Genomic DNA, 13,798 nt, shown 5'->3' on the forward strand with positions numbered 1-13,798 from the left:
GTGGCCCCCGCCGATGAGGAGCACCGCGCCCTGACCGGCCGCACCGAGGACGTCAGTTCTGCGGTGGAGGCCCTCCAAGGAGGCACCCACGTCGCCGTTTTGCTGCTTGGCGACCACGGAATCGGCAAGTCGACGCTGATGGATGCCGTCGCCGCGGAGCTTGACGGCCAAGTGACGCCGGTACGCCTGCACGGCAGCCCGGCCCTGAGCCACGTGCCGTACGGCGTGCTGGCGCCCTTCATCGTGGACCTGCCGGTGGAGGATGCCACTTCCCAGTTGGCGGTGCTGCGGATCTTCTGGAGCTACCTCGAAGCGGAGCGGCGGGCGACCCAGAAGCCGCTACTGCTGATCGTGGACGACGCCCACGACCTGGACGACGCGACGGCCGGTGTCCTTGGGGAGCTCGCCGCCGCGGGCTGGGCCAAACTGCTTGTCGGGGCGGCGGCCAGGCCCGGGCTGCCGGAGCCGCTCCTGCAGCTCTGGTTCGAGGGGATTGCCGAAAGACACGACCTGCGCCCGCTCACCAAGGAACAAACGACCGAGCTCCTGGCGCACGAGCTGGGACCCCAGGTCCTGCCGGCCGTCGACGAGGTCCTCTGGGAAGCGTCCGCCGGTAACCCGCTGCTGCTGAACTGCCTGGTCGACGATGCGAAAAGCGACGGAACGCTGCTGCAGCGCAACGGGGTGTGGCTGCTCACCCGGCAACTGAACAGCCACGGGGAACGGCTGACCGACGTCGTCCGCCGGCAGCTGCTGCGGCGCTCAGCCCAGGAACGGAAGGCCCTGAACCTCGTTGCGCTGGCCGAACCGGTGCCCAGGCGCCTGATTGAAGCCATGGTGGACGAAGCCACCGTTGCCGGCCTGATCGAACAGGAACTCATCCGGGTCTCCGATGCACCCGACCCGGAACTGCGGTTGTGGCATTCGGTGTACGGCGACACCCTCCGGAACCTGATTTCCCCTGCCCGCAGCCTCCAGCTCCGGCAAGCCCTGCTGCGGTTAATGGACCGGGAACCGGCCTCGGCCGAGGGGCTCCTGCGCCATGTGAGCTGGTCCATGGAATGCGGTGTCGAGGTCGAGGACCGGCAGCTGCTCCGGGCCGCGGTGCTGGCCAGCCGGCTCTTCGAAGACGAACTGGCCCGCAAGGCCGCTTCCCAGGTCAAAGATCCGGAACTGCAGCTCGCAGCGCGGTCGGTGATAGCCCGGACGTACTACAACACCTCAAACCATGCAGCCGCGCGGGACATCCTGGAGGCGGATTTCGCCCAGGGACGGACGGTCGCCGGCCTGCTGAGCGGGTCCCTGCTGTGGGCTGCGGTCCTGTCCGCGCTGGGGCACTCACCGGCCGACATCATGCACCGGGCCACCGCGCTGCTGGGCGCCGGTGAGCGGCTGGCCGGGGAGAATCCCGGCGACGCCGCAGGCATCCTGGCCGCCACCAAGGACCGGGTGCGGACGATCGGCAGCATGGTCCTGGCCCTCGCCGGCGGCGCCGGCGGCGACGGCGGGACTGACGGCGATGCCCCGGGCGGGAGCGACGGCGGGCCGGCCAACAACCTCGAGAAGGCCTTCAGGCTTGCCCTTGAAGCGGAGCAGCTGTTGGTGCAGGGCAAACCGGACAGTGCCTACGCTGCGGCCGCCGCTGCCCTTGGCGCGGCGGGCGCCGACCACGACGAGCTGTACTTCCTCTCCGACTTCCTGGCGGTCCGTGCCGTCACCGCGCTGATCCACGGCGGAGACTGGGGCGCGGCGGAATCCTCGCTGGGCGGATTCGTGGCGGCTTTCGGCCCCAGCCTGATCTCCTTCGGCGGCGGGGTCCACGCGGCCACCGGCATCATTTTGCTGTACCAGGGCAGGGCAGCCGAGGCCAAACGGACGCTGCGTGCGGCTCTTGAGGCGCTGCGGGTCGCCGACCCGCAGCAGCTGTTTTCCCTGACGGCGGCGATGGCCTTTGCCGCCGCCGCCGACGCCGGCGCCCGGGAGAAAGCCGCGGAGTTCCTGTCGGACTACGAATCGGCCCGGCCGGCGGTGTCCCGCTACCTGCGCACGCTCGCCGAGATGGCCGTGGTGTACGGCAAGGCCCGGCTGGACGGTCACGGCAGCGCGACGGAAGAGCTCAAGCGGCTGGGACGGCCCGACGCCGGCCGCAACACTGCGGGACTGGAGTTCGATGCGCTCTGCTTCAGGCTGGCCCTGGGCGACCAGGACGCGGCCGTGAGGCTGCGCGAGCTCGGGCCGGTGCTGGAGGGCCGCCGGGCTGCGGCCGTCTGCGGCTTTGCCGGCGCGCTGGAGGCGCGGCGGCCTGCCGAGCTGAACGACGCCGCCAGGGGCTGCGAAGAGGCCCAGCTCTGGGGCTTCGCCGCGCTGGCGTACGACGCCGCTGCCGGCGCCTACCGTGCGGCCGGCGACACGCTGCGGGAGCGTGTGGCAGCGGCGCAGCGGCAGCGCTGCCGGGACCGCGCCGAGAGCCTCCCCGGCCAGGAGCCGGCGGGCCAGGACGACGGCCTCGGGCTGCTGACCCGCCGGGAACGTGACATCGTGGCGCTGGCGTTGCGCGGCCTCAGCGACCGGCAGATCGCTGCCGAGCTGCAGGTCTCGGTCCGGACCGTTGAGGGCCATCTTTACCGCAGCTACGCGAAGCTCAACATCAAGGGGCGCGATGAGCTCCGCAGCGTGGCCGCGGACTGAGTGTTTCCCGTTTGGCCGCAGCGCACCGCCCCGGCGGCACTTGCAGACCCCCGGCGACTACTTGGTTTGCCACCCCCGGGTGCTCGATGGTTTCCGAGTACAGCCACGTAGAGACTGGAAGAGTACCCGCACGTAATCGAGTACTACCTACGGATGCCTTCGCGGAGGTTAGTCCATAGCGTGGAGCTATCACTGGTCAAACATTGATTGCGAAGGTCTCTCCTATGTTTCAGCAAGAAGCCGGCGTGCCTGCTGGCAGCGGCAAAACGGACGCGATTTCACCAGCACACCGGCCATCCCAGGGACGGCGGGACGAACCATTCACCCGGCAGCAGACCGTTTCGGACGTTGTCGAAACTCTCACCTCAGGCGCCGGCTGCGGTGTCATCCTCGTGGGTGAGCACGGGGCGGGAAAGTCCTTCATCGCCCAACGGGCCCTGGAGCGGCTCGGCGATGACTACCTGGTTGTGCAGGTACGGGGCAGTTCCATTGCCTCAAAACTCCCGTACGGCGCGCTGAGCGTCCTGCTCAACGACCTCGACGCCTCCCACCTGGAGCACCCCCTCATGGTGCTGCGCGGGCTGACGCATTTGCTCCACAGCAGGGCCCAGGGGCGCGCCGTCGTCCTGTTCGTGGACAACGTCAACGACCTGGACGACCTGTCCTGCATGATGGTGGCCCAGCTGAGTGCGGGAGGCCACGTGAGGCTGCTGGCTGCCTGCGTTGACCTCCACCATGTTGGCGGCGACATCATGGGGCTCTGGAAGGATGACCTGCTCCGCCGTGTGGACCTGGAGCCGTTCGACTTCGCCGAGACAGCGGCCACGCTCAACCAGGAGTACCGCGGAAACTTCTCGCATGCGGCCGCCCGGGCGCTCTGGAGCGCCAGCGGCGGGAACGCTCTCTTCCTGCACTCGCTGGCGCGGGAACAGATCAAGCTCGGCACGGTGGTCCGGCAGGACGGCGCCTGGATCCTCGACGGCCGTCCCATCACCCTGACCGGGGAAGTCCGCGACGTCGTCAAGGCTCGGCTGAACAGGCTCAGCCCCGGCCAGCGCGACGTCTTTGAACTTCTGGCGCTCGCCGGCGCCGTTCCGCTGCAGACGCTGATGAGGATTTTCAATCCGCAGGACATGGACAACCTGCAGGAGCGTGCCCTCATCCAGGTCAGCCACGACCACCCGCCGATGGTCAGCGTCGTCAACTCGGTCACAGCGGCCATCGTGGCCAGTGTGGTTCCGCCGGGACGCAGCGCGGAACTCCGGCGCCGGCTCACGGCCGTGCTGCCGGATACCGGGCAGTCCGAACCGGGCCGGGCGACGGACATCGCCTGGGCATTGGACTGCGGGGAACGGATCAGCGCCGAAACCGCCCTGGCAGCCGCCCATCTGGCCAACGATGCCTCGGATCCCACCTCGGCCCTGCGTTTCATCCACGAAATCGACGGCTGCGCGGCGCTCGCCGGAGCCACCGTCGAAACCGTGCAGGCCCACCTCGCCGTCAACAACAAGGAATCCGCGCGGCGCATCCTGCAAAGCATGGACGGCGCCGCCGGTGAAGAATATCCGCTCGCCGAGTGGGTCACCCTGCAGTTGCTCCGGGTTGACATGGACCACCGCAGCCCGGCCGCCGCAGCCCACGCACGGACCAGGCTGGAGCTGGTACGGGAGCGCCTCTCCGCGCAGCCGGCGGACGATTCGGCCGCGGTCGAACGGGCCCGCGGGCAGGTGCGCCTAGCCGAGATCAAACTGGCGGCCTTTGAAGGCCGCTATGACGACGTCCTCGCCGTGAGGGCCGATCTTGAGCCGGATCTGGGCACCGAAACCGGGATCCTCACCGCGAGCCTGCTCTGCGAAACCATGGCAGTCAGCGGAAATGTCCTCGGCGCGATGGCACTGGGCAAGCAGATCATCGCAGCGGCCGCGACCGTCCCGCTGGCCGACCGCACCGTGCGGGACATCAGGGGCCGCTTCCTGCTCCTCCTGCTGCTTTCCGCGAAGTTCCGGGAGGCGTCTGCCTTCATTGCAGCCGCCTCCGGCACCGCCGAGCCGCAGGCCCGGCTCGGCGGGATGTTCGAAATCGGGCAGGGCGTCATTGACCTCCATGCCGGGCGCCTGGACAGCGCTGTTCCGTTGCTGGAGGCCGGGATGTGGCAGCTCCGGGCCTACGATCCCGAGGGCCTGGCCGGCCTGGCCACGGCCGCGTGTGCCTACGCCGCCGGGCTTGCCGGCGATGAGGAGAAAGCCAGCCTGCTGCTTGCCGAAGTGGCGCAGCCAAAGCGCCACAGCTCCTGGCTGGTGGGCCGGGTGACACGCTACTTCGAGCTTTGCGCGCTGGCCGAACTTGGCCAGCGCGCCGCTGCTATCCGGACCCTCGTCGCCGAAGCTGGCAGCGAGGCGGATGCCGGCGCCCCGGCCATGGGACTGCTCTTCCTGTCCGCCGCGGCCCGGCTTGGGGACCGCCAGCTGTGCCAGAAGCTTGCCGGCCTCGCCGCCCAGGTCACCGGGCAGTTCGCCCAGCTGTGCCTGCGCCTGGCAGACGGGGTAAGGGACGGCGCCAGCGAGCAGCTGCTGGCCGTGGCCAAGGACGCCGACGCCGCCGGGAACGCGGTCTTTGCCCGCGACGTCGCCCGTCGCGCGGTTTTCTGCGCCAATGAAGCCGGTAACCGGATCGCGCTACGCATCTCGCAGCGCACCGAACAGTCCCTCGATGACCGATTCGGAAGCCCGGGAAACGGCCTGCATTCGCTGACCACCTCGACCCTGACGGCACGCGAATGCGAAGTGGCTGTCCGGGCCGCGGCCGGAACCTCCAACCGCAAGATCGCTGAACAGATGCACGTCTCGGTCCGCACGGTCGAAGGCCACCTGTACCAGGTCTACTCAAAACTCCACGTCGCAAGCCGCTCGGAGCTCAAGGATGTCATCTCGGCACCCGCGGCCAGCGCCCGCATCGGCTGACCGGGAAAGTGACAGACCCGGTGTGCCGGATGGGGCCGACGCCGGCGGGAGGAGCCCTCCGTGGAAAGCCTGACTGATGCTGCCGCACTGATCGGCAGATCAGGCGTCGTCAAGGATGTGGTCCACTGCCTGCGTGACGAAGGCAGGGCGGGCGCACTGATCATCGGGGGTGCGGGGTCTGGAAAGACCGTTGTCGTCAAGGCCGTGCTGGCGGAACTTCGGCCGCCGGGACCCGTGATCCGGCTCGCTGCGACTCCGGCGCTCGCGTCAGTCCGGTTCGGAGCGCTGACGCCGTACCTGGCCGGCCTTCCGGACCACGACCTCGATTCCTACGCGGCCGTGCTGGGGGCGGTGACCGCCAGCCTCAGGTCCGAGCCTGCCCTGGCCTTGTTCGTGATCGACGATGCCCAAAACTTGGACCGGGGGAGCATCCAGCTGATCGCCCAGGCAGTGGCTACCGGCGCGGCGCGCCTGCTCGCCGCCTCGCGGCCCGGCCCGCTGGTCCCTGAGGAGTTCCTTGCGCTGTGGGGCGACGGCCTCATCTCCAAATTCGACCTCGCCCCCCTGAGCCGGGCCGAGGTGCATCAGCTCTGCGAGCAGGTGCTGCGGTCCGACGTTTCTCCCTGGGTGAGCGAATTATTCGCCAAGCTGACGGCGGGCAACCCGTTTATGCTGATGTCCCTGATCGAGCACGCCCGGACCACCGGTGCGATCGGACAGCGCCGCGGAACCTGGTTCCTGCTGGTGCCACCGGAGCTCGGCGACGTTCCGGCCGCAGACCTGGTGGACCACCAGGTGCGCGCCATGTCACCGGAGGAAAAAACCGCCGCCGCCGTCGTTGCGCTGGCCGGCCCGCTGTCGCTGGGCCAGATCCTCAGGTTCAGCAGCCCCCGTGCTGTCGACGCCCTTGAAATGGCCGGGATCATCACCGTCTCCAGGGACCTGGACCGCATCGTGAGGCCCGCCAGCCCGCTGATTGGCGAGATCATCCGGCGCCGGGTCCCGGCGGGGCGCAGCGCGAGCCTCAGGTCGAGCCTGCTGGCCCTTCCCTGGGTGGGTCCGGTGCTCCCGGACGCCTTCCTGAACCAGTTGCGGTGGTCACTGGATTCCGGTGCGGAGCCGGCAGCCCCGGAGCTGCTGGAGGCAGCCACCCAGGCCAACGTACAACTGGACACCGCGACCGCGCTCCGCGCCGCGGATGCCGTGGTCGAGGGACCCTACCTGGCGGAGGCGAGGATCCAGCTGGCCTACGCCCACTACATCCTGGGTCATCGCGACGAGGCGGCCGCCCACCTGGCGGCCGCGCAGCCGATACGGTACGGCCGCGGGTCCTACCTTGCCGCCCTCCTGGCCGCCAGGCTCGGACCCGTGGCCGCAGGCGTTGAGGTGCCGCGCGGGCCGGGTGCCGGCGAACCAGCCCCCGGCGGCGGCGACCGGCAGGCCAGGGCGGCACCCACCGTGGGCCGTGCCTCGGGCCTCCTGCTCGATGATTGGGAGGGCAGGCTGGCCGGGCTGGAGGAGGGGCTCCAGGAGCTCGTTGCCGCCGCCGAAAGCGAGCCGGACATCCGAGTCCCGGCGGTGTCCCGCCTTGCCGCGATCTGGAACGCCCAGGGAAGGGTGCTGGCGGGTCTCGGTCTCAGCCGGGAGGCCTGGCGCGGGGTGCGTGAGGACGGGCTGGCGCTTCCGCTCGTCTACGAGGACGTGCTGGCCCGGTACTGCCTGAGCCTGATCCGGGCGGGAGAATGGGAAGAACTCGCCTCGGTGCTGGACGACTATTCCTCGAAGCTGCCTTCGCGGCTGCTGTACAGCGGGGGACTGCTGCACGTGATGCGCGGATACTCCCGGCTGCGGCAGGGACGGGTCCCGGAAAGCCTGGCCGAGCTGCTGCTCGGCGTCGAAGAACTTCTGATCGCCGACCCCTGGCAACTGACCGCCTTCGCCCGAGCGATCACGGCCTACGCGGCCTCCGCCGTCGGTCATTCAGGTGACGCGATGGAGCAGGCGCAAGCCTTCCGCAGGGCCGCTTACCGGGCCCCGGAAACGCTTCGGCTCCTCGCGGAGGCCTACTGCACCGCCGCCGAACAGGCCTCCGGCCGGGACACCGGCGACGCGCGGCGGGAGCTGGCCCGGCTCGCGGACGAGGCGCAGCGCCAGGGACTGCGAGCCATTGAAACCGACATCCGCCGGATCGCCCTCCGCGGCGGGGACACTGCGGCTGCCGCGGGACTGGCGGCCGGTGCCGGCAGCGTGGACGTACCTGAGGGGCGCCTGCTGGGTGCCTACGCGCTCGCCGTGACCGCCGCGGATGCGAGCGGACTCATGGCGATCAGCGACCAGGCCGCGAGCGCCGGACACTTGCTTTTAGCGCTCGAGGCCGCCCAGCAGGCCGAACGCCTGCTGGAAAACGATCCGGAAAAGTGGAAGCTCACAGCGGTGCAGCGCAAGGTGCACCACCGGATGGTCGCGGCCGGCATGTCCGGCCATTTGAACATTGTCCACGGCGAGCGTCATGCCGCTCTCACGGCCCGGGAGTCCGAGATCGTCAAACTGGTGGCGGGCGGTGACACGAACGCGGAAATCGCGGCCAAGCTCACCGTTTCGCAGCGGACCGTCGAAGGGCACCTGTACCGGATTTTTGGAAAGCTCGGCATCAGCCGGCGCGGCGAGCTCGTGGAGATCCAGAAGGATCTGCAGCCGCCGTAATGCCTGGACCTGCGTATCCCGAGCAGTACTCGGACGCCGCGCGAGTATGCCCAAGTAGTGCAGCCCCCCGGTGGCGGAAGAAGTCGGGTAAACCCTACTCGTGTGCAGACCGGGCCCCCACGATTGACTTGAGTCAGTCCCGGGAACGAATCAGCAAGATCCAGACCCAAGATCAAAACCCAAGAATCAAACCCAGGATCACAACCCAGAACTAAAAACAGACCCGGGGAGGAGCCCGACTGCGGGCAGCCGCAGCAGCCAGGAGTAAACATGGCCGCGGCAACACCTCCCACCCCGACTTCCTTCATTGGAAACCGTGCGGTGCCTTCACCGGCAGCCGTACCCCAAAGACGGAGCCGGCGGCGTCAGAGCCTTCTGAGACCGAGGCTCTCCCCCCAGCCGCCGCCGGCTCCCTTTACCGGTCTGCACCACTGCAAGATGGGGAACTGCCGGAGCCCGGTGAGAACACCGGGCCAGCGCCGAGTAAGAGGCAGTAAGAGGTAATAAGCGGCAGTCGTTGGAAGCGACGCCCCGCCCGGGCCAGACAGCCCGCCGGCGGGGCGTTTCGGCGTCCCGGAACCTGGTCCCGCGATCATGCGCCGGCACCCCGCCACCCGGTGCCGTCGGAACGTGGGACAATTAGGTCTAATCTGTGTGACGTAATAGGAGCCGGCTCCGGCCGGCCCCGCGCTACGCCTCAGCGACGACCGACCCAGGAGTATCAGCCCATGGTTGCCACACCAGCCCATCTCCTCCGCTCAGCCACGGCGCTGGGCAATGATGAGGTCATGCGGATCCGCAACGACTTCCCCATCCTGCACCGGTCCGTCAACGGGCACCCGCTGGTCTACCTGGACTCCGGGGCCACCTCGCAGAACCCGCTCAGCGTCCTGGAAGCCGAGCAGGAGTTTTACGAGCAGCGGAACTCCGCCGTGCACCGCGGCGCGCACTACCTCGCGGTGGAAGCCACCGAAGCCTTCGAGGACGCGCGCGAAACCGTGGCAGCCTTCATCGGGGCGGAGGCGGATGAACTGATCTGGACGTCCAACGCCACCGAGGGCCTGAACCTGCTCAGCTACTCCTTCCTGAACGCCTCCCTGCCCGGCGCCCCGGCCGAGGCCGCCCGCTTCGCGCTCGCCGCCGGCGACGAAATCGTGGTCACCGAGATGGAGCACCACGCCAACCTGATTCCCTGGCAGCAACTGGCGGAACGGACCGGCGCCACACTGAAGTTCATCCCGGTCGACGACGCCGGCGCCCTGGACCTCGCCGCCGCCGCCGGCCTGATCGGCCCCCGCACCCGTGTGTTGGCCTTCACCCACGCCTCCAACGTCCTGGGGACCATCAACCCGGTGGCCGCGCTGGTTGCCCTTGCCCGGGCCGCCGGCGCCCTCGTGGTGCTTGATGCCTGCCAGTCCGCGCCGCACCTGGCCCTCGATGTCAAGGCGCTGGATGTGGACTTCGCCGTTTTCTCCGGGCACAAGATGCTTGGCCCCACCGGGATCGGCGGCCTCTACGGACGCTCGGAACTGCTCAACGCCATGCCGCCCTTCCTGACCGGCGGTTCCATGATCACCACCGTCACCATGGAGCGCGCCGCGTTCCTGCCCAGCCCGCAGCGCTTCGAGGCCGGCACCCAGAAGATCTCGCAGGCCGTGGCCCTTGCCGCTGCCGCGAACTACCTGAGTGAGACGGGCCTTGACCGGATCCACGCCTGGGAAGCACAACTGGGCCAGCGCCTCGTGGAAGGCCTTGCCGGCATCCCCGGGATCCGCGTGCTGGGTCCGGCCGCCGGCCAGGAACGTATCGGCCTGGCCGCCTTCGACGTCGCCGGAGTGCACGCGCACGACGTCGGGCAGTTCCTAGACAGCCGCGGCATCGCGGTGCGCGTGGGGCACCACTGCGCCCAGCCGCTGCACCGCCGCCTCGGCATCACAGCCAGCACCCGGGCCAGCACCTACCTTTACAACACCACGGACGACGTCGACGCGTTCCTCGACGCCGTCGCCGGTGTCCGCGGATACTTTCAAGCCTGAGGACGGCACTGCATGAGTCTTGACCAGTTGTACCAGCAAATCATCCTGGAGCACTCCAAAGCCCGGCATGGCAGCGGCCTCGCGGGCGCCGGCGTGCCCGAGGGCGCCAGCAGCGGCCAGTCGCACCAGCTCAACCCGGTCTGCGGCGACGAAATCACCCTGCGCGTCTCCGTGTCCGGCGGCAAGGTCAGCGAGCTGCGCTGGGACGGGGACGGCTGTTCGATTTCGATGGCGTCGGCCTCCGTGCTGACGGAGCTCGCCGAAGGCCTGGACCCGGAGGAGCTGCACCGCGTGATTGACAGCTTCCGCGAGGTGCTGCGCTCGCGCGGCAAGGTGCCGGCCGACCCGGAGATCCTGGGTGACGCGGCTGCCTTTGAAGGTGTGTCCCGGTACGCCGCGCGGGTGAAGTGCGCCATGCTCTCCTGGGTTGCCGCCGAAGACGCCCTCGGCCAGGCGCTCGCTGGGCAGCAGGGCAACCAGGCCTAGCCCCGGCCGGGAAAGGGAACCTCAGGACCGCCGTCGTCCCAGCAGCGCCGCGAGCAGGGTCCCCAGGAGCGCGCCCAGGGTGTTCGCCAGCACGTCGGCGGCAGTGGGGTAGCGGGCCGGTAGGAAAAGGAACTGCGCGGCTTCGATGGCGCAGGAGGTCAGCAGCCCGGCGGCCGTCCCTAGCCACCAGAAGCCCCGGCCCGCGAGCCAGGTCACCAGGACGCCCAGCGGGATGAAGAGCAGCACATTGGCGGCGGACTCCAGGAAGCCGTAGTCGACCCAGCCCGGGACGCCGCTGTGGTGCAGCCAGCGGAGCGTTGAGCGCAACAGCCCGGCCACGGGCCGGTCCACTGGCTGCGGCCAGAGCGCCACCGCAGCGAGCAGCCCAAGGTAAGCCAGGAGTGCCCAGAGGGCCACACGGTGGGGCCGCACTGGCATCTTCCCTTCGGCAGCGGACCGGCAATGGCCTGATTCTAGCCTCCGGTGCCGCCGCCGCGGCCGGGTTAACCCAACTGACTCGCAGTTGTGGTCGTTTTGAGGAGTCAAAACGACCACAACTGCGAGCCGGTCGGAGGGTGCGGGGAAGGACATTCCCCCGGCCTAGGCGAGTAGGCCCGCGATCCCGATCGCCGCCGTCGCCGCGCCGAGCAGCATCGAGATGCTGACCAGCACGACGTGCACGGTGAGGAAGCGGGTGGCCTTGCCGCCGGCGTCGCGCGCCCGCGGGTCCTTCATGACCCGGCGCAGGAACTGCGGCCACACGGCCAGCGACCAGACGCCGGCCACAACCAGGACGACGGCAAGGGCCGCGGGAAGTTCCATCGGCTAGTGGCTCTCAAGCCAGGCCTGGGCCTGGGTGGACTGGATGTTGAGGGCCTTGCCAACCATCGGCTCAGCCGCATCGGCAATCTTGCCGCCCAGCAGCGGCACGGACGAGGTGACCGTGCCTTCCAGCTCGATCCGGGTGCTGCCGCCGTCGGCGACGAGGCGCTGCACAGCGTTGACGTCCAGCGGGGCGCCGGCGACCTTCAGCGAGATGTTGCTCTGCCGCGAACCGTCGGCCTCCGGGGCGCCCCAGCTTTCCAGCTGCGTCACCTTCAGGCTCTCGCCCACGAACTTGCGGGCCAGGTCGGGCATCCGGGTGGTGGGGATGGTGCGGACCGTCGTGGTGTTGAAGGCGCCGGCCGGGTCGCCGTCCACGGCAAACGATTCAAGGGTGCCGCCGACGAGTTCGCTGGTGTGGCGCAGGAAGTCCTCGTTGACGAAGACTGCCGTGACGCTCTCGACGCTATGCGGCAGGGTGGTGGATGCACTCAGGGCCATTGGGGGTCCTCCATGGGGTCTGGCTGGTCGTTTCGGGCTCCCAACATCCTACGCGGTGGGCCCCGCCGGTTCCGATTCGGCGGCCTCCAGCCGCTGCGCCGCGGCGGTGATATTCCGCGACATGGCAGGGAAGATCAGGCTGTGGAACGGCAGCACGGCGAGCCAGTACAGCTTGCCGCTGAGTCCCTTGGGGAAGAAAATGGCCCGCTGCCGGTAGCGGCTGCCCGTACCCTCCGGCTCCACCGAGAGCTCCAGCCAGGCCCGGCCCGGGGCGCGCATCTCCGCGCGCAGCCGGAGCAGCCGGCCCCGCTCGATCCGCTCGACCCGCCACCAGTCGACCACCTCGCCGTCGGCCAGCAGGTGCGGGTGCCGCCGGCCGCGCGCCAGCCCCGCCCCGCCGGTGAGCTTGTCCAGCCAGCCGCGCACGCTCCAGGCCAGTGGTAGCGAGTACCAGCCGTTGCGGCCGCCGATGCCCTCGATGATGGTCCAGACGTGTTTCGGGCTGACCGCACTGGAGTAGCTGCGCTCGTCGACGTAGACGCGGTGCCCGGCCCAGTCCGGGTCGCTGGGCAGCGGATCGGCGTCGGCTCCGGCGTTGGCCCATGTCGTCTCCACCTGCCCGTCCCGTTCTTTGCCCAGGGCCAGGGCGACGGCGCGCCGGTAGGGGGTCAGTCCGCCGTCGGGCAGCGGAATGTAGGAGTCGATGTCACGCTCGCGGGAGACGGCGTCGTGCTGCAGCGACTCCACCAGCGGCAGCGACATGGACAGCGGGATCGGGGTGGTCAGTGCGACCCACATCCCCGCGAGCTTCGGCGCGGGGATGGGCAGGGCCAGCACCACGCGGTGCGGCAGCCCGGCCTCGGCCGCGTATTCCTGCATCATCCCGGCGTAGCTGAGCACCTGCCGGGAGCCGATGTCAAAGGTGCGGTTGATCCGGCCCTCCAGCGACGCCGCGCCGACGAGGAAGTGCAGCACGTCCCGCACCGCGATGGCCTCGATCTTGTTCCGCACCCAGCTGGGGGCGGGCATCACCGGCAGCGTCTCGGACAGGTGCCGGATCATTTCGAAGGACGCCGAGCCGGAGCCGATCACGACCCCGGCCTGGAACACCACCGCGTCCACGGCCCCGTCGAGGAAGACCTTGCCGACGGCCTCGCGGGAGCGCATGTGGGTGGAGAGTTCGGCGCCGGAGGGGTGCAGGCCGCCGAGGTAGACGATCCGGTCTACGCCGGCCGCCGCGGCGGCCTGCGCAGCGGTCTCGGCCATCGCCTTTTCCTTGGCCTCGAACCCGGCGCCGCCCGCCATCGAGTGGACCAGGTAATAGAACACGTCCACGCCGTCCAGCGCCTCCCGCAGCTTCGCGCCGTCGTCGAGGCTGCTCTGGACCACCTCGACGTCCTCCAGCCACGGCACCCCGGCGATCTTCGCCGGCGTCCGGACCAGGACCTTCACCCGGTGCCCGGCCTCCAGCAGCCGGGGGACCAGCCTGCCGCCGATGTAACCGGTGGCGCCTGTCACCAGCACGGTCTTCGGGTTTGCAGCCTTGGGGGTGCCGTTCATGGGTGGCTCCTTCTCGTCGGGGACATCAGCCAGCGGATATTA

9 protein-coding genes are annotated in these 13,798 nt (G+C 69.5%); 5 read left to right on the forward strand and 4 right to left on the reverse strand.

Translation table 11 applies throughout. The annotated features are described in order from the left end of the window. The 5 genes from AC1MED_RS05775 to sufU all read left to right on the forward strand — a co-directional run bounded on the left by AC1MED_RS05775 (position 1) and on the right by sufU (position 10,873). A complete protein-coding gene (locus AC1MED_RS05775) occupies positions 1–2,688 on the forward strand; it encodes a helix-turn-helix transcriptional regulator (RefSeq protein ID WP_479785936.1) in 2,688 nt (895 codons plus the stop codon). Positions 2,689–2,933: 245 nt separating this feature from the next. After that, positions 2,934–5,648 (forward strand): helix-turn-helix transcriptional regulator, encoded by a 2,715-nt coding sequence (locus tag AC1MED_RS05780; RefSeq protein ID WP_479785938.1) that lies wholly within the window; start codon positions 2,934–2,936, stop codon positions 5,646–5,648. Between the two features lie 60 nt (positions 5,649–5,708). After that, positions 5,709–8,351: a helix-turn-helix transcriptional regulator gene (locus tag AC1MED_RS05785; protein WP_479785940.1), complete on the forward strand. Its 2,643-nt coding sequence runs from the start codon at positions 5,709–5,711 to the stop codon at positions 8,349–8,351. Positions 8,352–9,079: 728 nt separating this feature from the next. After that, positions 9,080–10,387 carry a SufS family cysteine desulfurase gene (locus AC1MED_RS05790; RefSeq protein ID WP_479785941.1) on the forward strand — a complete coding sequence of 436 codons (1,308 nt, stop codon included), beginning with the start codon at positions 9,080–9,082 and terminating at the stop codon, positions 10,385–10,387. 12 nt (positions 10,388–10,399) lie between these two features. Beyond that, the gene (gene sufU / locus AC1MED_RS05795) at positions 10,400–10,873 is read left to right on the forward strand and encodes a Fe-S cluster assembly sulfur transfer protein SufU (RefSeq protein WP_346960583.1); all 474 of its coding nucleotides are present in this window, start codon (positions 10,400–10,402) and stop codon (positions 10,871–10,873) included. Between the two features lie 21 nt (positions 10,874–10,894). Here sufU and AC1MED_RS05800 read toward each other — a convergent pair whose 3' ends face one another. The 4 genes from AC1MED_RS05800 to AC1MED_RS05815 all read right to left on the reverse strand — a co-directional run bounded on the left by AC1MED_RS05800 (position 10,895) and on the right by AC1MED_RS05815 (position 13,756). After that, entirely contained in the window at positions 10,895–11,305 is a 411-nt protein-coding gene (locus AC1MED_RS05800) for a VanZ family protein (protein ID WP_346960582.1), read from the reverse strand. A 168-nt stretch (positions 11,306–11,473) separates the two neighbouring features. Further along, complete coding sequence (locus tag AC1MED_RS05805; protein WP_479785943.1) at positions 11,474–11,695, reverse strand: SCO4848 family membrane protein; 222 nt, start codon at positions 11,693–11,695, stop codon at positions 11,474–11,476. A gap of 3 nt (positions 11,696–11,698) precedes the next feature. Beyond that, on the reverse strand, positions 11,699–12,196 hold the full coding sequence (locus AC1MED_RS05810; protein WP_346960580.1) for a DUF2505 domain-containing protein: 498 nt from the start codon (positions 12,194–12,196) through the stop codon (positions 11,699–11,701). A 48-nt stretch (positions 12,197–12,244) separates the two neighbouring features. Further along, the gene (locus tag AC1MED_RS05815) at positions 12,245–13,756 is read right to left on the reverse strand and encodes an SDR family oxidoreductase (RefSeq protein WP_479785944.1); all 1,512 of its coding nucleotides are present in this window, start codon (positions 13,754–13,756) and stop codon (positions 12,245–12,247) included. Positions 13,757–13,798: the final 42 nt, after the last annotated feature.

This window comes from Arthrobacter sp. BI5 (assembly GCF_056680065.1).

What these genes read in the sequence shown, in the direction of transcription:
- AC1MED_RS05790 (WP_479785941.1), top strand. Translation starts at nt 9,080, where the DNA reads ATGGTTGCCACACCAGCCCATCTCCTCCGCTCAGCCACGGCGCTGGGC.
- sufU (WP_346960583.1), top strand. Translation starts at nt 10,400, where the DNA reads ATGAGTCTTGACCAGTTGTACCAGCAAATCATCCTGGAGCACTCCAAA.
- AC1MED_RS05805 (WP_479785943.1), bottom strand. Translation starts at nt 11,695, where the DNA reads ATGGAACTTCCCGCGGCCCTTGCCGTCGTCCTGGTTGTGGCCGGCGTC.
- AC1MED_RS05810 (WP_346960580.1), bottom strand. Translation starts at nt 12,196, where the DNA reads ATGGCCCTGAGTGCATCCACCACCCTGCCGCATAGCGTCGAGAGCGTC.
- AC1MED_RS05815 (WP_479785944.1), bottom strand. Translation starts at nt 13,756, where the DNA reads ATGAACGGCACCCCCAAGGCTGCAAACCCGAAGACCGTGCTGGTGACA.